General features: G+C 64.9%; 17 protein-coding genes. 6 read left to right on the top strand and 11 right to left on the bottom strand.

Annotated features, from left to right (window positions below; translation table 11 throughout):
- Positions 1-160 precede the first annotated feature (160 nt).
- Genes METH_RS05970 through METH_RS05960 form a run of 3 tightly spaced genes read left to right on the top strand, consistent with a single transcriptional unit; the run spans position 161 to position 3,574 of the window.
- The gene (locus tag METH_RS05970; RefSeq protein ID WP_024089527.1) at positions 161-1,234 is read left to right on the top strand and encodes an AI-2E family transporter; all 1,074 of its coding nucleotides are present in this window, start codon (positions 161-163) and stop codon (positions 1,232-1,234) included.
- Positions 1,235-1,239: 5 nt separating this feature from the next.
- Positions 1,240-1,947, top strand: coding sequence for an HdaA/DnaA family protein (locus METH_RS05965; protein ID WP_024089526.1), 708 nt, complete (start codon positions 1,240-1,242; stop codon positions 1,945-1,947).
- Between the two features lie 52 nt (positions 1,948-1,999).
- Positions 2,000-3,574: a Ppx/GppA family phosphatase gene (locus tag METH_RS05960; RefSeq protein ID WP_024089525.1), complete on the top strand. Its 1,575-nt coding sequence runs from the start codon at positions 2,000-2,002 to the stop codon at positions 3,572-3,574.
- 15 nt (positions 3,575-3,589) lie between these two features.
- Here METH_RS05960 and METH_RS05955 read toward each other — a convergent pair whose 3' ends face one another.
- Complete coding sequence (locus METH_RS05955) at positions 3,590-3,970, bottom strand: hypothetical protein (RefSeq protein WP_024089524.1); 381 nt, start codon at positions 3,968-3,970, stop codon at positions 3,590-3,592.
- Positions 3,971-4,232: 262 nt separating this feature from the next.
- On the opposite strand from METH_RS05955, the gene METH_RS05950 reads away from it, so the two are divergent.
- The gene (locus METH_RS05950; RefSeq protein WP_024089523.1) at positions 4,233-5,327 is read left to right on the top strand and encodes a hypothetical protein; all 1,095 of its coding nucleotides are present in this window, start codon (positions 4,233-4,235) and stop codon (positions 5,325-5,327) included.
- A 105-nt stretch (positions 5,328-5,432) separates the two neighbouring features.
- Here the strand turns inward: METH_RS05950 and METH_RS05945 are convergent, their stop codons facing one another.
- The 7 genes from METH_RS05945 to METH_RS05910 all read right to left on the bottom strand — a co-directional run bounded on the left by METH_RS05945 (position 5,433) and on the right by METH_RS05910 (position 12,167).
- Positions 5,433-6,428, bottom strand: a complete 996-nt coding sequence (locus METH_RS05945; protein ID WP_024089522.1) for an endonuclease/exonuclease/phosphatase family protein — start codon at positions 6,426-6,428, stop codon at positions 5,433-5,435.
- On the bottom strand, positions 6,409-7,107 hold the full coding sequence (locus METH_RS05940; RefSeq protein WP_024089521.1) for a molecular chaperone DjiA: 699 nt from the start codon (positions 7,105-7,107) through the stop codon (positions 6,409-6,411). Before METH_RS05940 ends, METH_RS05945 begins: the two co-directional genes overlap by 20 nt.
- A 9-nt stretch (positions 7,108-7,116) precedes the next feature.
- Complete coding sequence (locus METH_RS05935; RefSeq protein ID WP_024089520.1) at positions 7,117-7,638, bottom strand: GNAT family N-acetyltransferase; 522 nt, start codon at positions 7,636-7,638, stop codon at positions 7,117-7,119.
- The gene (locus METH_RS05930; protein WP_024089519.1) at positions 7,635-8,243 is read right to left on the bottom strand and encodes a VOC family protein; all 609 of its coding nucleotides are present in this window, start codon (positions 8,241-8,243) and stop codon (positions 7,635-7,637) included. The genes METH_RS05935 and METH_RS05930 overlap by 4 nt, the downstream gene beginning before the upstream one ends.
- Before the next feature lie 115 nt (positions 8,244-8,358).
- Positions 8,359-8,847: an MAPEG family protein gene (locus METH_RS05925; RefSeq protein WP_044008345.1), complete on the bottom strand. Its 489-nt coding sequence runs from the start codon at positions 8,845-8,847 to the stop codon at positions 8,359-8,361.
- Between the two features lie 292 nt (positions 8,848-9,139).
- Positions 9,140-11,269, bottom strand: a complete 2,130-nt coding sequence (gene scpA / locus METH_RS05915; protein WP_024089516.1) for a methylmalonyl-CoA mutase — start codon at positions 11,267-11,269, stop codon at positions 9,140-9,142.
- On the bottom strand, positions 11,235-12,167 hold the full coding sequence (locus tag METH_RS05910) for a hypothetical protein (protein ID WP_024089515.1): 933 nt from the start codon (positions 12,165-12,167) through the stop codon (positions 11,235-11,237). The genes scpA and METH_RS05910 overlap by 35 nt, the downstream gene beginning before the upstream one ends.
- A gap of 177 nt (positions 12,168-12,344) precedes the next feature.
- On the opposite strand from METH_RS05910, the gene METH_RS05905 reads away from it, so the two are divergent.
- Entirely contained in the window at positions 12,345-12,779 is a 435-nt protein-coding gene (locus tag METH_RS05905) for a DUF4174 domain-containing protein (protein WP_024089514.1), read from the top strand.
- Between the two features lie 22 nt (positions 12,780-12,801).
- Here the strand turns inward: METH_RS05905 and METH_RS05900 are convergent, their stop codons facing one another.
- The 3 genes from METH_RS05900 to METH_RS05890 form a co-directional block, all read right to left on the bottom strand.
- On the bottom strand, positions 12,802-13,305 hold the full coding sequence (locus METH_RS05900) for a hypothetical protein (protein WP_024089513.1): 504 nt from the start codon (positions 13,303-13,305) through the stop codon (positions 12,802-12,804).
- A gap of 147 nt (positions 13,306-13,452) precedes the next feature.
- Entirely contained in the window at positions 13,453-15,498 is a 2,046-nt protein-coding gene (locus METH_RS05895; protein ID WP_024089512.1) for an acetyl-CoA carboxylase biotin carboxylase subunit, read from the bottom strand.
- A gap of 128 nt (positions 15,499-15,626) precedes the next feature.
- Positions 15,627-15,830, bottom strand: coding sequence for a hypothetical protein (locus tag METH_RS05890; protein WP_024089511.1), 204 nt, complete (start codon positions 15,828-15,830; stop codon positions 15,627-15,629).
- Positions 15,831-16,507: 677 nt separating this feature from the next.
- Between METH_RS05890 and METH_RS05880 the strand changes: the two genes are divergently transcribed.
- A complete protein-coding gene (locus tag METH_RS05880; protein ID WP_245602958.1) occupies positions 16,508-17,653 on the top strand; it encodes a DcaP family trimeric outer membrane transporter in 1,146 nt (381 codons plus the stop codon).
- Positions 17,654-17,717: the final 64 nt, after the last annotated feature.

The raw sequence follows: 17,717 nt of genomic DNA, 5'->3' as shown, positions 1-17,717 counted from the left end.
TTGCCCCCCGGTTGCCCCCCGGTTGCCCCCGGTCTTTTCTGCCTTATCCCCGGCTTGCCCACAGGCGATTTGCCCGCGGCCCTTGCAAGCCCCTGCCCCATCAGGGAAGACTAACCGCCAAGATCCTGAACCGAACGGATAAAGGGCGGCTTGTCTGACCATGGCGCTACCAGCACAGAAACAGTTCAAATACTGGGGCATCGCCGCAGTGATGTTTGCAGTGGTGATGTGGGCGCTTGGCGGTGTGCTGATGCCCTTCATCCTCGGCGCGGCGATTGCCTATATGATCGACCCGATTGCCGACCGGCTGGAGGCCTGGGGGCTGAGCCGCACCGCGGCCACCGCCCTCATCACGGTCGGCGCCCTGCTGGTGTTCCTGCTGCTGCTGGTGCTGGTTGTGCCGGCGCTGGTGTCGCAGATGATCGACCTGGCGCAGGTGCTGCCGCAACTGATGCGCGACCTGCGCAGCTTCGCCGCCGAGCATTTCCCCTCGGTCTTTGAGGAGGACAGCCGCATCCATCAGGCGGTCACCGCCTTCCTGCAGACAATGCAATCGCGCGCGGTCGAGGTGCTGCAATCGGTTGCGGGATCGGCGGTGTCAGTGCTGAACGTGGTGATTCTGCTGGTCATCGTGCCGGTGGTTGCGGTCTATCTGCTGCTTGATTGGGACCGCATGGTCGCCCGCATTGACGAGCTGCTGCCGCGCGATCACCAGCCGGTGATCCGCCGCCTGGCCCGCGAGATCGACACGGTGATGGCCTCGTTCATCCGCGGCATGGGCACCGTCTGCCTGATCCTCGGCACCTATTACGCCGTCGCGCTGATGCTGGTGGGGCTGAATTTCGGCCTCGCCGTCGGCTTCATCGCCGGGCTGGTCACCTTCATCCCCTATCTCGGCGCTCTGATCGGCGGCGCGCTGGCGATTGGCCTGGCGCTGTTCCAGTTCTGGGGCGACTGGCTGTCGATCGGGCTGGTCGCCATCATCTTTGCCATCGGCCAGGTGATCGAGGGCAATCTCCTGACCCCCAAGCTGGTCGGCAGCTCTGTCGGCCTGCATCCGGTGTGGCTGCTGCTGGCGCTGTCGGTGTTCGGCGCCCTGTTCGGCTTTGTCGGCATGCTGGTGGCCGTTCCTGTCGCCGCCGCGCTGGGGGTCGTCGCCCGGTTCCTGACCGAGCAGTATCTGCACAGCCGCCTTTATCAGGGGCAAAGCCACCGGGACGCAGGGGCGGAATAAGTCACATGGCACAACAGCTGAGCTTTGACCTCCCGGCGAAACCTGCGCTGGGGCGGGAGGATTTCTTTGTCGCCCCGTCCAATGCGATGGCGGTTGCGCTTCTGGACCCGCAGTTCGCCTGGCCCAGCGGCAAGCTGGTGCTGACCGGCCCCAAAGGCGCCGGCAAAACCCATCTGGCGCATGTCTGGGCCAGCCAGTCGGGCGCGCGGATCCTGTCGGCCGCAGCGCTGACCGCCGAGGCGGTGCCGGAGCTGGCGCAAGGCCCTGTGGTGGTCGAGGACGTGCCGCAGACCGCCGGCAGCGCCGAACAGCAGAACGCCCTGTTCCATCTGCACAATATGGTGCTGGCAAACGGGCATTCGCTGGTGATGACCGGCCGCGGCGCGCCGAATCTGTGGGGGCTGACCCTGCCCGATCTGCAAAGCCGGGTGCAGGCCGCCACCCACGCCGAGCTGCAGCCGCCGGACGACCAGCTGCTGGCGGTGGTGCTGGCGAAACTGTTCAACGACCGCCAGATCACCCCCAAGCCGGATGTGATTCCCTATCTGGTCGCGCATATGGACCGCTCCTTTGCCGCGGCGGCGCGGATCGTCGGGCGGCTGGATCACCTGTCGCTGGCCGAAAAACGCAGCCTGTCGAGGCCGCTGGCGGTGCGGGCGCTGTCCGAGATCCGCCAGGAGGCCACGGAAAATGACGCATCCGCAAGCGGTTGACCGCTGCCTTCCCTTCGACCATCCTGACCGCGGATTGCCAGACGGAGCCCTCATGAACGTCACCCAGGACCCCGCCGCCGCCAAGACCGATTGGGGCCCCTTCGGCCGCCCGATCTTTGACGACCCCGGGGCCCGGGCGCTGTCGCGGGTCGGGGTGGTCGATGTCGGCTCCAACTCGGTCCGGCTGGTGGTGTTCGACGGCGCCGCCCGCAGCCCGGCTTATTTCTATAACGAAAAGATCATGTGCGCGCTGGGGGCCGGCCTTTCGGAGAGCGGCCGGCTGAACCCCGAGGGCCGGGTCCGGGCGCTGTCGGCGCTGCGCCGGTTCCAGCATCTGGCCAAGGGCATGGGGCTGCCGCCGCTGTCCGCCGTCGCCACCGCCGCGGTGCGCGATGCCTCGGACGGACCGGAGTTCTGCGCCGAGGTGCTGCGCGAGACCGGCCTGAAAGTCCACGTCATCGACGGCCGCGAGGAAGCCCGGCTGTCGGCGCAGGGCGTGCTTTTGGGCTGGCCCGGCGCCTATGGGCTGGTCTGCGATATCGGCGGCTCCTCGATGGAGCTGGCGGAGATCCAGGAGAACACCGTCGGGCGGCGGCTGACCTCGTCGCTGGGGCCGCTGAAGCTGCGCGACATCAAGGGCGGACGCAAGGGCCGCAAGGCGCATATCAAAGAGGTGATCGAGCAGCTGAAGGGCGAGATGGGCCCGCAGCGCGACCGCCTGTTCCTGGTCGGCGGCAGCTGGCGGGCGATTGCCCGGATCGACATGCACCGGCGCGGCTATCCGCTGAAGGTGCTGCATGAATACCGGATGTCGGCCAGGGACGTGCGCGAAACCGCGCGCTACATCGAGACCCGCAATCTGGACAAGCTGCGCGACGCCTGCGGCATCTCCTCCAGCCGGATGTCGCTGGTGCCCTATGCGATCGACGTGCTGACCCGGCTGGTCAAGACCTTCAAGCCCAAGGATATCGCGGTGTCCAGCTATGGCATCCGCGAGGGGCTGCTGTACGAGCAGATGCCGCAGCGCCTGCGCGCCCGCGACCCGCTGATCGAGGCCTCGCGCTTTGCCGAGGCCAAGGATGCCCGCGTGCCCGGTTTCGGCAGCACGCTGTATGACTTCGTGATCCCGCTGTTCAGCGGTGCCCGGCTTGCCAAGCGGCGGCTGGTCAAGGCGGCCTGCCTGTTGCATGACGTCAGCTGGCGCGCCCATCCCGACTACCGCGCCGAGGTCTGTTTCGACAATGCCACCCGCGCCAACCTGGGCGGGCTGAAACATTCCGAGCGGGTGTTCCTGGGGCTGGCGCTGCTGCACCGCTACAGCAACAAGCGGCAGGGCAGCGCCTTTGAGCATCTCTATGCGCTGCTGGATGTGAAAGGCCAGCACGAGGCCGAGGTGCTGGGCAAGGCGATGCGGTTCGGCGCCATGCTGATGCTGACCAGCAGCGGCGATATCGGGTCGCTGCGCTGGCAGCCGCGCAAACGGGTTCTGCATGCCGAACTGCCGGACGCGGCGCGGCCGCTTTGCGGTGAGGTGGCGGAAGCCCGGCTGCGCTCTCTGGGCAAGGCGCTGGAGGCTGAGGTTGTCCTGACCTTCAGCAAGCCCGCGCCGCCGTCTGACGCGCAATGACCGGGCCGGCGGGCGTCAGATTTCGGTGACGCCTTCCTCATCCCCCTGATCCTTGTCGGCGGGCGCATTGTCCTTGGGCTTCTTGCGGATGATGATATCGCCGTTGGGCAGGATCTCGGGCAGCTCATAGGCGCTCCAATCCTCCACCTGCTTGGCGATATCCGCCAAGGCCGGTCCCATTTCGGCCAGAAAAGCCCCCATCGAGGGGCCGATCTCCTCCATCATGCCTTGCAGGTCTTCCAGCGCCGGCGCCATTTCCTCGCGCAGGCCCTCCCAGAACAATTCCGCCCCGCGTTCCATCAGCGAGGGGGCATCGCCCTCCTCCCCCGCTTCCTGGGCGGCAAGCGGAGCGGACATCAGGGCGATCAGGGCGGCGGGCAAAAGGATCTGTTTCATGGGCAGTAATATAGGGGTGTGCTGACCGCAGGAACAGAGGGGCCGCGCCAAGGAAGTGCGGAGCGCATCCGCAGCAGCACAGGCCCCTGCCCGGCCCCTGCCCGCCCCCCTCCGGCACCATCCTTGCCGATGGCGCGGGCTGCAAATGTCTTTTGCGCGCAAATGGCCCGATCACAAACCTGTTGCCGCAACGGCGGCGCGGCGACTACCCTGACCCTTGCAAACCTCTGCCGGGGATCGTCAGGTCAGGAGGCTCGTCACGATGAATACGCCAAAGACAGATGCCAAGGCAGCACCTGCTGCCAAGAAAGACGACAGTAAGAAACTGACGGATCAGCTTGCCAAGGAAGTAAGCGAGCGCGCCGGCAAACTGGTTCCGAAAATAAATGCGGCCTTTACAAAAGCCAGAACCGAGGCGGTGAAACAAGCCAAGGCCGAGCTGGAGAAAAAGGCGAAGAAGGAGGCCAAAGGCGGCAAACCTGATGCAAAGGATCTGGCCAAGAAAAAAAGCGAGCTGGAAAAACGGATTCCAAGCTTTAGCGCGGCCATCAGCGACAACATCGAAAGCAGCGGCCTGCGCACAGCGGACGAGCAAGCCTATTACGCGATAAAAGGCTGGTCCAGCACCTGCTCCTCTGCCCACATGCGGCGGGCGGCAATCCATGTTCCGGTCACGGCCGTCCGGGCCGGCAAATCCAAGGTCATCCCGCACAAGAAAACCAACCTGCTGACCTATTTTCCGTCCAAGTATTCCCATGCCGACCACCTCGACGAAAAGAAGGAAGTCTGGGCCATCATGTCCTATGCGGACTTTGCCAAAGCATGGGCCGATGCCGTCAAGGGCGCCAAGCTGGCAAACTGGGGCGGCAAGAAGCCGGATCTGGCTCCGGATGATCCCTGGCATGTGGAACTGCCGCGCAAGGCCGTGAAAGGCGGAGCAGACAAGGCGGATGTCGTCAAGAAAACGCGGCCCGGACGCAGCGATAAAGAGGTCAATGCCTGCGTGGAAAACTACGCCGAATACATCGCTTTGACGGATGACCTGCCGAAAGGCAAAAAGCTGAAACGGAACGCGGAAATCGAGAAGAATTACAAGTCTCTCTTCGACAAGAAATTCAAGGCTGCCAAGGCCAAGGTCGACGCCGAGCGCAAGAAGGCAAAGGAACAGGCCGAAAAGGCAGCCAAAGCCGAGGCCAAGGATAATGACAAGAAAAAAGACAAGAAGGCCGACCCCAAGGCGGTAAAGGCCAAGACCGACGAAGCCACAAAGAAGCTGAACGATGATCTGGAAAAGCGGGCGAAAAAGCTGGTCAACAAAATGAATCCCGACCCAAGCCGGTTCAAGCTGGAAAAATGACCCTGCGGCCGTTGAGAGCGTTGGGGGGAAGGCCGCCCGGGGCCAGGCTGCTATCCGTTACCCGCGTCAATCGGGACTGGCCATGGCTGCAGCGCTGGCAGCATCTCAGGCCAGGTCAATATCCAGCGTCACCGGGAAATGGTCCGAGGCGTCGAGCAGCGCCTGCCGCATCTCGTCATCGCCATAGCATTCCGCATCCTCGAACGGGTGCCAGATCCGCCACTTGGGGGCGTGCCCCATCAGGCTGTGCGAGATCATCACGTAATCCAGCAGTGCCGTAAAATACCGTTTGGTCTCAGCGTTGTAGAACCGTGAGCTACTGGGCAGCGAGGTGGCGCGCGGCGGCAGAAGGCATTGCGCGTGGGGGTCATTCAGCACATCGCCCATCACGATCTCGACCGAAGACTGACCAAAGAGTTTTTCGTATGCGTCCGAACCGGGGCCATCATTGAGATCGCCCATCACGATCACATGCTCACCTGCGGCCACATGTTCCGCGGCCCGCCGGTGGAGCCAATTCGCCTGCGCCAGCTGCTTGCGCTGATTGGCAATGGCGAGGGCAGTGATGTCCTTGGGCATTCTGGCCCCATGCGGCGCCTTGGACTTCAGATGCGCGCCAATCATCCGCAGCGCGGTGCCGCCCCGGGTGGTGACCGCCAGTTCCAGCGGCGGTTTGGAGAACTCCACCTTGTCCAGCCGTTCATCAACATCGAGGTCGATCTTGAACACGCCGTTAAACAGCGGGGCTGTCTCGCTGGCGCGGGCATCATGCACCGCGTCCAGCGCATCGGGGTCATAAAGAAGCGCGATTTCCTGGTGGGTGTCGTTCGGAAATCCGCTGACCGCCTCGCGCGCGCGCAGGCCCGCCTCGGCAGCGAAATTCTCCAGCGCGCGGGTGGTGCGCTGGGTCCGGCCGGTGTTGGGGGCCTCGATCACCATGATGGCGTCGGCGTCGATGCGCTGCAGCACATGGGCGACCGCCCGCCCCTGCGTGTAGCGGTCAACGCCGTAAACGCCGGACGGCTTGCCATCCAGCATCAGCCGGTCGTTCTTGTCGAACAGATTGGCGAACCATTCGATATTATAGGTTGCGATCCGCATTGCCGCAGCACCCGCTGATCTCGTCCCAGGCGCGGTTGATATCGACCATCCGCTTTTCCGCCAGCCGCACCGCCTCCTCCGGGACGCCGCGGGCGATCATCGCATCCGGATGGGTGTCGCGCACCAGCTTGCGCCAATGGGTGCGGATTTCTTCCTTGGTCATCTGCGGGGAAACGCCCAGCACGGTATAGGGATCCTTGGGCGCATCCGGCACAAACCGCGCCCGCAGCGCCTGGAACTGCTGCGGGGTCTGGCCGAAGATGCGGCTCACTTCCTCGAGGAATTCATTCTCGCCGGGGTGATAGAACCCATCCGCCATGGCGATGTGGAACAGCCCCTCCATCAGGTCGCACAGCGTGGTGGGATCATCGGCAAACATGCTGTGGATGCGGCGGGCGTATTCCTGGTAGCCGGCCACATCGGTGCGCGCCATGTCAAAGACACGGGCGGCGCCGGTTTCATCATCGCGGGCGATCTGAAACACTTCGCGGAAGGCGGTGACCTCGTCGCGGGTGACCTGGCCGTCGGCCTTGGCCATCTTGGCGCCAAGCGCGATCACGGCAATGGCAAAGGCCACGGTGCGTTCGGGCGGTGCGCGCAGGCGGTCGAAAACTTCGGACAGGCTTTCGCCTGCGGCAAGTGCGGCCAGCGCGTCGGATATGCGGGTCCAGAGTGACATGGGATCAACCTATGCGTCTTTGCCGGGGTTGTCAGGGGCGGGAATACCGGGTGTCAGGATTTTTTGCATGAAAACAGTGTCGAGCCAGCGCCCCTGCTTGCAGCCCAGTTCCGGCATCCGGGCGGTTTCCAGGTATCCCAGGGCGGCGTGAAAACCGATTGCCGCGGGGTTGGCACTGCTGACACTGGCGATCAGCACATGAATGCCCGCCTGTTCCGCCTTGGCCTCCAGCGCCTGCATCAAGGCACGGCCCGCCCCCTGTGCTTGCGCTTCGGGCAGCAGGTGGATCGTATGCTCCGCCGTGAAGCGGTAGCCGGGACCTGGGCGGAACGGGAAGAAATGCGCGTGGCCGAGAATTTTGCCGTCCTGTTCCGCCACCAGATAGGCGCCATTGCCGGCCTCGATCTGTTGCCGGACGTCATCGGGCGATTTTTCAATGGTGTTGAAGGTGGCCAGCGTGTCGCGGATCACCCAGTTGGCGATGGCGCAGACGGCGTGGGCATCATCGGTGCGGGCAGAGCGGATTTTCATCGCAGCACCCTTGGCCCATGCGGGGTGGCGAATTCGGCCATCATCGCGGGTTTCCCCAGCTCAACTGCGACGCGCGGGTCTGCAAGGATCCGGTCCAGCGCGGCTTGCAGCTCTGCCGCCTCCGGGTGGCTGAGGATCAGGCGGGTCAGGCGGCAGCCCGATTGCGGCAGCTTGCCCGCAGGCGGCTCGGCTTGCCATTGCAGCACCGCAGGGAAGAGATTGTCATAGGGGAGCAGCCCGTCCGCCGGCACCGTCATCAGCCATTTGAGGCCGCCGCGCTGCATTGCCACATGGCGCTGCGCATGGGGCGGCAGCAGCGGTTTTCCGGCTTCCAGATCTTCGCTGCGCAGGATCCAGTTGCTGAGCCGCGCGGGGCCTGCGAACCGGTCAAGGTTGAACCAGCGCGGCTGCTCCTGCGGCTCCTGCTCCGGGTCGATGGCGATGGCCTCAAGGTACAGCCCGTCCTCCAGCCCGATCAGACGGTTATGGGTGCCATAGCGGGCATGGGCGCCGCCGGGGCCAAGCCGGATGCCCAGGGCTTCCTCCAGATGCGCCGCGGCCTCTGCCAGCGTTGTGCCTGCCACGGCCAGATGGTCGAGTATCATATGCGCGCCCTCCGCTTTTGCGCGTGAGACTAACGGTGCGGCGGCGGGGTTCAAGGCAGGAATTGCGGGCGGGCGGGCGCCCGGCGTTTTCGGCCTGTTCCGGGCTGCGTTTGTTTCAAAACCAGACCACCACCGCCCAGACGGCGGCAATCACCGTCGGGTAAAACGTGCCCGCAAAGCCCAGCCCCCGCAGCGGCAGCGACAGGTGGCAGCCGGCCCAGAACAGGACCCGCATCAGGGCAAAGGACAGGCCCAGAGCAAGCACCACGGCGCCGCCCAGTGCGACGGCGGCGAAGGGCCAGACCGCCAGCGCCAGCACCAGCTGCTCGGCGGTGTTGGTCAGCACCCGCTGGTCGATCTCGGCCGGTGAGCCGGGGGCAAAGGGGTCTCCGTCGATGATGGCGTCATCAAAGAACCGCCGCTGCGCGATGCGGCCGATGATCAGGGCCAGCACCAGCCCCGGCGCGAGGAAGGCGCCGGGCAAGGCAATGGGGGCCGGGATATACGGCAGGCCAAGCCATTGCGGCAGGCCGGTCACCATGACGCCCCAAAGGGCGCCCAGGGCCATGCCGGTCAGGATCTGGGGGCGTTTGGATCGCAGCATGGCGCCACTCAATCACCGCGCCGCCGGTTTGCCAAGCTCCAGCGTCAGGCTGAACAGCCAGGCGGAAAGATGCAATGGGTTCTGGATACGGCCCTCCGGACCGGAGCGCTCCCGCCCGCTGGCGGCCGTGCCTTTGGCACATCCGCACCGGTTGGGCGCGGCAGCGGCGCGCGATGCCGGCAGCCAGCCTGAAGGCTGGCTGCCAAGCCCAAAGCCGCCAAAGGGTCTGCCCCGAAGGGCAGGCACCTGCGGGTGCGGGAGTATCCCGCCGCCCGCAAGCGCCAAGGCTGGTTCAGGCCCGCGCTTCGCGGATCAGGCGCAGGATGTCCTGAGCGGCCTCGGGGATGTTGGTGCCGGGGCCGAAGATTGCCTTGACGCCTTTGGAGTACAGGAACTCGTAATCCTGCTGCGGGATCACGCCGCCGCAGATCACGATGATGTCGCCGGCGCCTTCCGCCTTCAGCGCCTCGACCAGCTGCGGTGCCAGCGTCTTGTGGCCTGCGGCCTGGCTGGAGATGCCGATCACATGGACGTCATTGTCGATGGCGTCCTGCGCGGCCTCGGCGGGGGTCTGGAACAGCGGGCCGACGTCGACGTCAAAGCCGATGTCGGCAAAGGCGGTGGCGATCACCTTGGCGCCGCGGTCGTGGCCGTCCTGGCCCATCTTGACCACCAGCAGGCGCGGGCGGCGGCCTTCTTCCTCGGCGAAATCCTCGATCGATTTCTGGATCGCGGCAAAGCCCTCGTCGCCCTCATATGCGGCGCCATAGACGCCCGCCAGGGTCTTCACCTCGGCGCGGTGGCGGCCGAATTCCTTTTCCATCGCCATGGAGATCTCTCCGACTGAGGCCCGCGCGCGGGCGGCTTCGACTGCGGCTTCCAACAGGTTGCCGCTGCCCGCCTGGGCGCGGCGGGTCAATTCATCCAATGCGGCCTGGCAGGCGGCCTCGTCGCGGGTGTCGCGCATCTTCTGCAGACGGGCGATCTGGGCGTCGCGCACCGCGTGGTTGTCCACATCAAGGATGTCGATCGGGTCTTCCTTGTCCTTGCGGTACTTGTTGACGCCGACCACAACCTCGTCGCCGCGGTCGATCATCGCCTGGCGGCGGGCAGCACTTTCCTCGATGCGCAGCTTGGGCATGCCGCTCTCGACCGCCTTGGTCATGCCGCCCATTTCCTCGACCTCTTCGATCAGCGCCCAGGCTTTCTCGATCAGCTCGTTGGTCAGGCTTTCCACATAGTAGGAGCCGGCCAGCGGGTCGACGACGTTGGTGACGCCGGTTTCCTCCTGCAGCACCAGCTGGGTGTTGCGGGCGATGCGGGCGGAGAAATCGGTTGGCAGCGCGATGGCCTCGTCCAGTGCGTTGGTGTGCAGGGACTGGGTGCCGCCGAGAACAGCCGACATCGCCTCATAGGCGGTGCGGATCACGTTGTTGTAGGGATCCTGCTCCTGCAAGGACACCCCCGAGGTCTGGCAATGGGTGCGCAGCATCTTGGAGCGTTCGGACTTGGCGCCGAATTCGGTCATCACCCGGTGCCACAGGGTGCGGGCGGCGCGCAGTTTGGCGATTTCCATGAAGAAGTTCATGCCGATCGCAAAGAAGAACGACAGCCGCCCTGCGAATTTGTCCACGTCCATGCCGGCATCCAGCGCCGCGCGCACGTATTCGCGCCCGTCCGCGATGGTATAGGCCAGCTCCTGCACCAGGTTCGCGCCGGCCTCCTGCATGTGGTAGCCGGAGATCGAAATCGAGTTGAACTTGGGCATCTCGTTCGAGGTGTATTCAATAATGTCCGAGATGATCCGCATCGAGGGTTTCGGCGGGTAGATATAGGTGTTGCGGACCATGAACTCCTTCAGGATGTCGTTCTGAATGGTGCCTGCCAGCAGCGATTTGTCGTGGCCCTGCTCCTCGCCCGCGACGATGAAGGAGGCCAGCACCGGGATCACCGCGCCGTTCATGGTCATCGAGACCGAAACCTTGTCCAGCGGGATGCCGTCGAACAGGATCTTCATGTCCTCGACGCTGTCAATGGCCACGCCGGCCTTGCCGACATCACCAACCACCCGGGGGTGGTCGCTGTCATAGCCGCGGTGGGTGGCCAGATCGAAGGCGACCGAAACGCCCTGCTGGCCCGCGGCCAGGTTGCGGCGGTAGAACGCGTTGCTTTCTTCGGCGGTGGAGAAGCCCGCGTACTGGCGGATGGTCCAGGGGCGGCCGGCGTACATGGTGGCCTTGACGCCGCGGGTGAAGGGCCCGACGCCGGGCAGCGTGCCCATGTGGGGCAGATCCCTGGTGTCGTCCTCGGTATAGAGCGGCTTGACCTCGATGCCTTCCAGCGTCTGCCAATTGAGGTCGTCAACCGCCCGTCCGCGCAGCTCTTTTTCAGCCAGAGCCCGCCATTCGTCTTTGTTTGTCATCAGGTCTTCCTCTTGTCAGGTCGATACGGGGCGGGTTCAGGCCCGCCGCCAGTTTATCCGGGTCTTGCACCAGCGAAGCGATGCCATCGGCACCGCCCGTCAGCCACATCATGTCGTCGGCATAAGCCTCGCGCAGCTGTGCGGTCTGCGCGTCGTTAAACGGGCGCCAGCGGCCGGAGCCGTCCGGCAATCGGGCCGCCACCGAAGGCGGCAGGCCGGCCCGCAGGTCCTGCAGGCAGAGCGAGGCATTGAGACGCACCCGGGCGTGGGTGCGCGGCGCCTTTGCCCCGGTGAGGGCGGTCAGCTGCGCCTCGGGACGGGCGCCGAAGATTTCAAACGGCAGCACATGCAGGCGCACATCGGGCACCGCGCAGGCGATATCGGTGATCACATCGCGCCAGCTGCGCGGCGCCTGCGCCAGCCGCTCCAGCTGCGCCGCAGCGGGCACCCGGTGGCTGCGGGCCACCGCATAGGCCAGCGCCGAGGTCCAATAGCTGTCCAGGCTGCGGATGCTGAGCGCCACGTCTGTCACCGTGCTGCCGAAGGCCTGGGAGAAACGCGCCATCCGCTCCCCCACCCCGCTGTAAAGATCGCCAAGCCGCAGATTGCAGCGGATCGACCCGATCATGTTCTCTTCGCTCACCAGCAGCTGATCCGCGCCCTGATCGCGGCACCCGGCAATCTGGATCTGCAGCCGCCCATGGGCACGCTGGGCCAGGTCGCGGCCGGTCACCGGTGCAGGCCCTGGCTGGATGCCGTGAAACAGGCCGCCGCGGGTGCGGAACGGCCCCCAGAACCCGATGCCAAATTTGGCAAGCCCCTGCGCATTCTGACGCATGTATTCCTGGAAAGACGTGGTTGCGCAGCGGTGCGCGCCGGTGTGAAGGATCACTTTCATCTTGTTTCGGGGCCTCTTCTGGAGGGCCGCAGGCCGCAGCCCGGTCAAGGGGAATGGCACAATCATACCCGGCAACCCCTCAGTATCCCGTTAACGATGATGTTTTTTGGCCAAGTTGCGGATTTCGCGGTCGCATTTGCCGCCGCGGCGCATATATTCAACAGGACAGGAGAGATCATGAGAGCAATCCTAACCGTTGTTTTGGCGGGTTTTCTTCCCTTTGCGGCCCTGGCGGCCGATGGCAGTGCGCCTGATTGGATCCAGCCCGGGTATGATGTGGAACTGGAGGATTTCCAGTGGAAGCAGCGCCCTGTGGTGGTGTTTGCCGACAGCCCCGACGACCCGCGCTTCCACGAGCAGATGGAGCGGCTGATGCAGGGCGCCGAGGTTCTGAAGACCCGCGATGTGGTGGTGCTGGTCGACACCGACCCGGCCGCCAAATCCGCGCTGCGCAAAAAGCTGCGGCCGCGCGGGTTCATGCTGGTTCTGGTCGGCAAGGACGGCGGCGTGAAGCTGCGCAAACCGCACCCGTGGACGGCGCGCGAATTGTCCCGCAGCATCGACAAATTCCCCGAACGGCTGCGCGAAGTCGAAGAGCGGCGCGGCGGCTGAACCGGCCGGGCCGCGCCTGCTGTCAGCTGTTGCCGCGGACGTAAATCAGCGCCATCGCCTGTTTGTCGAGCACAACCATCGCACGGCTGTCCGGCACAAAGACGAGGTTGGATTCCGGATTGAGGATCGCCCGGTAGTAGACGCCCTTGACGATCTCGCTCATGCAGTTGACGCCGGCCAGGCCCGAATTCAGGATCCCGATGCCCTGCGGCAGATCCCGCGACATGATCGCCTCGGTCACCGCATTGGGCGATTTGCCGGCCACCCGGAACAAAACCGGCTTGCCGTCCGCCAGCATTTTCATGCCGGTATTGACCGACCGCGCCCGGTCCAGCAGCGAGGTGATCCGCGGCCGATCCGAGGTGTGGAACACTGCCGCGGTGCAGGTGGACGAGGATTGGAAAAAGAAGGTTTCGCCCAGTTCCGTCCAGTCGGACAGCAGCAGGCGCACCTCCTCTTCCTTGTCGAGCGTGCAGCCCGTCAGCAGGAGAATGCCCGAGAGCAAGCCGGTCATCAAACGGAACATGCGGCACCTTGAGGAAGTTCGTCCCGTCCAGGATCGCAGAGAGTCCTGAAGATTTCGTGCACGCCTCAATAAAAACCGGGGCAGGCACGCGGCTGCGGGCGGAAAAACCCGCCTGCCCGTCCGCGCATATGCCTGCCTCGTGATGCATTATTCGAATTCCATGATCACATCGTCGACCGCCAGGCTGTCGCCGGCGCCCGCGTTGATCTTGGACACCACGCCCTTTTTCTCGGCGCGCAGGATGTTTTCCATCTTCATCGCCTCGATGGTGCAGAGCGCCTGCCCCTCCTGAACCTCCTGCCCCGCTTCGACATCGACCTTCACGATCAGGCCGGGCATCGGGCAAAGCAGCATCTTGGAGGTGTCGGGCGGCAGTTTTTCCGGCATCAGCTGCGCCAGTTCCGCCTGCCGCGGGGTGCGCACATGCACCTTGAGGTCAGCCCCGCGGGAGCGGATGCGGAAGCCCTGGGTGACCTTGCCGGTTTTCAGCACCAGGGTTTCGCCATCCACGTCCAGCGTCGCCAGCTGGTCGCCCGGCGTCCAGTCCGAGGTCACACGCAGCGCGCTGCCGTCGTCAAACCGCACGGTGGCGCCGTCGCGGTCGGCGTCGATCACCACGTTATAGCACTGGCCCTGCAGCGAGACCGCCCAATCAGTGCCGACCTTGCGTTCGTGGTTGTCCATCCGGCCGGAGACGCGGGTGCGGCGGATTTCGGCAACCCGGTGCATGGCGGCGCAGGAGGCGGCGATCTTGCGCAGGTCTGCCTCCGGCAGTTCGACGCCCTCAAAGCCCTCGGGATACTGCTCCTCGATGAAGGCGGTGGTCATGGTGCCGTCGATGAAGATCGGGTGGTCCATCACCGCCGACAGGAACGGCAGGTTGTGGCCGATGCCCTCCACCTCGAAACTGTCGAGCGCAATGCGCATGGCGTCGATCGCCTCGGCCCGGGTCGGGGCCCAGGTGCAGAGCTTGGCGATCATCGGGTCGTAATACATTGAAATCTCGCCGCCTTCATAGACACCGGTGTCATTGCGCACGGCGGCCTCCCCTGCCGGCGCATCGCCCTGCCACTTGCCGTTTTCCAGCATCGGGCCTGCGGCGGTCTCGGCCGGCGGGCGGTAGCGGGTCAGGCGGCCGATGGAGGGCAGGAAGCCGCGGTAGGGATCTTCGGCATAAAGGCGGTTTTCAATCGCCCAGCCGGTGAGGGTCACATCCTCCTGGCGCAGCGGCAGCTCAGCCCCGTCCGCGACGCGGATCATCTGTTCGACCAGATCGACGCCGGTGATCAGCTCGGTCACCGGGTGTTCCACCTGCAGGCGGGTGTTCATTTCCAGGAAATAGAAATTCTTGTCGCCGTCGACGATGAATTCGACGGTGCCCGCGCTGGAATAGCCCACCGCCTTGGCCAGCGCCACGGCCTGCTCGCCCATGGCGCGGCGGGTGTCCTCGTCCAGGAAGGGGCTGGGTGCCTCTTCGACGACTTTCTGGTTGCGGCGCTGGATCGAGCATTCGCGCTCGCCCAGGTAGATGCCGTTGCCGTGGGTGTCGCAGAGCACCTGGATTTCAATGTGGCGCGGCTGGGTCACGAATTTCTCGATGAAGATGCGGTCGTCGCCAAAGGAGTTCGCGGCCTCGTTCTTGGAGGACTGGAAACCTTCGCGGGCTTCCTCGTCGGTCCAGGCGATCCGCATCCCCTTGCCGCCGCCGCCGGCCGAGGCCTTGATCATCACCGGATAGCCGATCTGGTTGGAGATCTTCACCGCCTCGTCGGCATCGGCGATCAGCCCCATGTAACCGGGCACGGTGGAGACGCCGGCCTCCTGGGCGATCTTTTTGGAGGTGATCTTGTCGCCCATGCTTTCGATCGCGCCCACCGGGGGGCCGACAAAGGCGACGCCTTCGGCGGCCAGCGCCTCGGCGAATTTGGAGTTCTCAGAGAGGAAGCCGTAGCCCGGATGCACCGCCTGGGCGCCGGTTGCGCGGATCGCCTCCATCACCTTGTCGATGACGATATAGGACTGGTTGGCGGGCGGCGGGCCGATGTTGACGGCTTCATCCGCCATCTGCACATGCAGGGCCTGCTTGTCGGCGTCGGAGTAGATGGCAACGGTCTTGATGCCCATTTTCCGCGCGGTTTTGATCACACGGCAGGCGATCTCGCCGCGGTTGGCGATCAGGATCTTATCAAACATAGGCAGTCCCTTGTTCCTTGGTATTCCGGAATGCAAAACGCCGCGCCCGGGACAGGCCCAGGCGCGGCGATTGCGCGAATTCAGATGCAGCCCGCAGGGGGCGGCTGATCAGTACTGCGGCCGGGGCCTCAGCACTTGCGGGGGTTTTGCTCGCAGTAAACGAGGTTTGCGGCAACGCCGACAGCGGCGCCGGTGACCAGGTTGGCGTCGAGGACCGCAGCACCAAGCGCGCCGGCGCCGCCGCCGTAGATGATCCGCTCGCCGGTGGTGTCGCCGCAGGCCGCCGCGAGGCCGCAGAGCGACAGGGCCGCGATGAGAGATTGTGCCCGCATGTCCATATTCCTTCTTCCGGGGACGTGACTGTCCCTGCGGAATTTGCAGCCTGAGCAGCCGCGCGCAACGCGGTACGGAGCCCGCCCTTAAGTTCGGCGGAGGCCTGCCGCATCGGGGGGGGAATACGGCAAGCTTCCGCCGGCGCCCGAAGGGGAGAAAAGACGGGCAGGACGCGGATGGGGGCGCATACCTGCCCGTTCAGGCGAAGGGGCCGGAACAGATGCTCGGCACAGCAGCGTGGCTGCGCTGCTTGACCTACGATGCACAGCGCCGGCGCTGCTGTAAGCACCTGAAATGCGAGGCCTCGGATTTGGGCAGATTCCTGCTGACCTGCGCGGCGGCTGTGCAATTTCACGCCGAAATCACGCTTGGCCGCCGGTCCGGGGGCGCCGGAGCGCATCAGCTTTGTCACATCGCCGTTACAGCCAAGGTGCTGTTCTGCCCTGCGCCTGGTGCCGCCGGACAGGCCCCGTGATTGGCCGCGCCCTGCACACGGGAAGTTGTGCTTCCTTGGCAGCCGCTTATCCAGCCCGGACACCCCGGCGTTATCCGCCCGTGAAAATCCGTCACTTATGCGGGCGCGAATCCTCACAGCGGCTCGCATCGAAGTCATTTCCCCCTGTTTGCCGTCCGTGGAAGCGTGCCCGCACATCACGTAAGAAGGAGGGATAACCCCATGATGAAAAAGGTGCATAGAGGGCAGATAGCCCTGGCTGCTGCTGCACTTGCCGGCAGCGCCGGCCTGGCCCAGGCGGACGCGGGTTCCGAGCTGCAGGACCTGCGGGCGCGGGTCGAGGCGCTGGAAGCCGGAAACCTGCAAGCGGCCGCGATTCCCGGCGATTTCCGGCTGGGCAATACCGCGGTCGATATCTACGGCTATGTTAAGGCCGATTTCTATTACGACTTCGACTTCACCCAGGGCGACACCGCCTTTGTCAACAATATCGGCGAGCCGGTGAATGCTACCGATGGCGAATTCGGCGCCACCGTGCGGCAGTCGCGGCTGGGCATCCGCACCACCACCGAAAGCGATATCGGCACCCTGCAAGGACAGCTGGAATTCGACCTGTTCGCCTCGGGCGGCAGGTCCGAGCTGCGGCTGCGCCACGCAAATGTGCAGATCGGCGATCACTGGCTGATCGGCCGGACCTGGACCAACTTCATGCCGCTGGGCCAGTACCCCGCCAGCGTTGAATTCAACGGCCCTGTGGGCATCAGTTTTGCCCGGGTGGCGCAGGTCCGCTACAGCAACAGTTTTGGCGGCGGCTTCGACTACAGCCTGTCGCTGGAGGAGAACACCGCCGCATCCAGCGATCCAGTCGCCACGGCAGGCTTCCAGTACAGCAATGAGCAGTTCACCGCGCGTGTTGCGGGCCTTGCGGGCACCCTCCAAAGCGGCGGTGTTGACGTTGATCAGACCGGCGTCACCCTGTCCGGTTCCATCACGCCCTGGGACGGCGGATTGTTCCAGGCGACCTATGTTGACGGCGAGGCCCTGGGGCCGCTGCTGATCGGCCTGGGGGATGCGGTGGTCGGCGGCGAGGCCAACGACGTGGAAGGCTACACCGTCGAGTTCCGCCAGGACATCGGCGACAAGTGGAATGTTGGGATCGCCTACGGGCGTGAGGACTATGACTTGCCGACCTCGACCGGCACGCTGTCCTTCACCGAGCTGGAAACCATTCACGTGAATGCCTTCTTCAACCCCACCGACAATCTGACGCTGAGCGCCGAATACATCTTTGGCGAACGCAATGACACTGTCTCCGGCAATACGTTTGACGGCGACCGGGTGCAGCTGGCTGTGCAGCTGAACTTCTGACAGGACAGCGGACGGGCGGCGCCCCGGACGCAGCGGCAGGCATCGCGGAAAGCTCCGCGGTGCC

It is taken from the genome of Leisingera methylohalidivorans DSM 14336 (assembly GCF_000511355.1).
In the GTDB taxonomy this organism is placed as follows: domain Bacteria; phylum Pseudomonadota; class Alphaproteobacteria; order Rhodobacterales; family Rhodobacteraceae; genus Leisingera; species Leisingera methylohalidivorans.
Note: the sequence above shows the minus strand (reverse complement) of the source record. Positions and strands in the feature narration are given on the sequence as shown.

Excerpts from the sequence above, each read along its gene's own strand:
- METH_RS05900 (WP_024089513.1), bottom strand. The coding sequence starts at position 13,305 with ATGTTCCGTTTGATGACCGGCTTGCTCTCGGGCATTCTCCTGCTGACG.
- METH_RS05910 (WP_024089515.1), bottom strand. The coding sequence starts at position 12,167 with ATGAAAGTGATCCTTCACACCGGCGCGCACCGCTGCGCAACCACGTCT.
- METH_RS05905 (WP_024089514.1), top strand. The coding sequence starts at position 12,345 with ATGAGAGCAATCCTAACCGTTGTTTTGGCGGGTTTTCTTCCCTTTGCG.
- METH_RS05970 (WP_024089527.1), top strand. The coding sequence starts at position 161 with ATGGCGCTACCAGCACAGAAACAGTTCAAATACTGGGGCATCGCCGCA.
- scpA (WP_024089516.1), bottom strand. The coding sequence starts at position 11,269 with ATGACAAACAAAGACGAATGGCGGGCTCTGGCTGAAAAAGAGCTGCGC.
- METH_RS05895 (WP_024089512.1), bottom strand. The coding sequence starts at position 15,498 with ATGTTTGATAAGATCCTGATCGCCAACCGCGGCGAGATCGCCTGCCGT.
- METH_RS05890 (WP_024089511.1), bottom strand. The coding sequence starts at position 15,830 with ATGCGGGCACAATCTCTCATCGCGGCCCTGTCGCTCTGCGGCCTCGCG.
- METH_RS05930 (WP_024089519.1), bottom strand. The coding sequence starts at position 8,243 with ATGATACTCGACCATCTGGCCGTGGCAGGCACAACGCTGGCAGAGGCC.
- METH_RS05880 (WP_245602958.1), top strand. The coding sequence starts at position 16,508 with ATGATGAAAAAGGTGCATAGAGGGCAGATAGCCCTGGCTGCTGCTGCA.
- METH_RS05965 (WP_024089526.1), top strand. The coding sequence starts at position 1,240 with ATGGCACAACAGCTGAGCTTTGACCTCCCGGCGAAACCTGCGCTGGGG.
- METH_RS05940 (WP_024089521.1), bottom strand. The coding sequence starts at position 7,107 with ATGTCACTCTGGACCCGCATATCCGACGCGCTGGCCGCACTTGCCGCA.
- METH_RS05955 (WP_024089524.1), bottom strand. The coding sequence starts at position 3,970 with ATGAAACAGATCCTTTTGCCCGCCGCCCTGATCGCCCTGATGTCCGCT.
- METH_RS05960 (WP_024089525.1), top strand. The coding sequence starts at position 2,000 with ATGAACGTCACCCAGGACCCCGCCGCCGCCAAGACCGATTGGGGCCCC.
- METH_RS05945 (WP_024089522.1), bottom strand. The coding sequence starts at position 6,428 with ATGCGGATCGCAACCTATAATATCGAATGGTTCGCCAATCTGTTCGAC.
- METH_RS05950 (WP_024089523.1), top strand. The coding sequence starts at position 4,233 with ATGAATACGCCAAAGACAGATGCCAAGGCAGCACCTGCTGCCAAGAAA.
- METH_RS05935 (WP_024089520.1), bottom strand. The coding sequence starts at position 7,638 with ATGAAAATCCGCTCTGCCCGCACCGATGATGCCCACGCCGTCTGCGCC.
- METH_RS05925 (WP_044008345.1), bottom strand. The coding sequence starts at position 8,847 with ATGCTGCGATCCAAACGCCCCCAGATCCTGACCGGCATGGCCCTGGGC.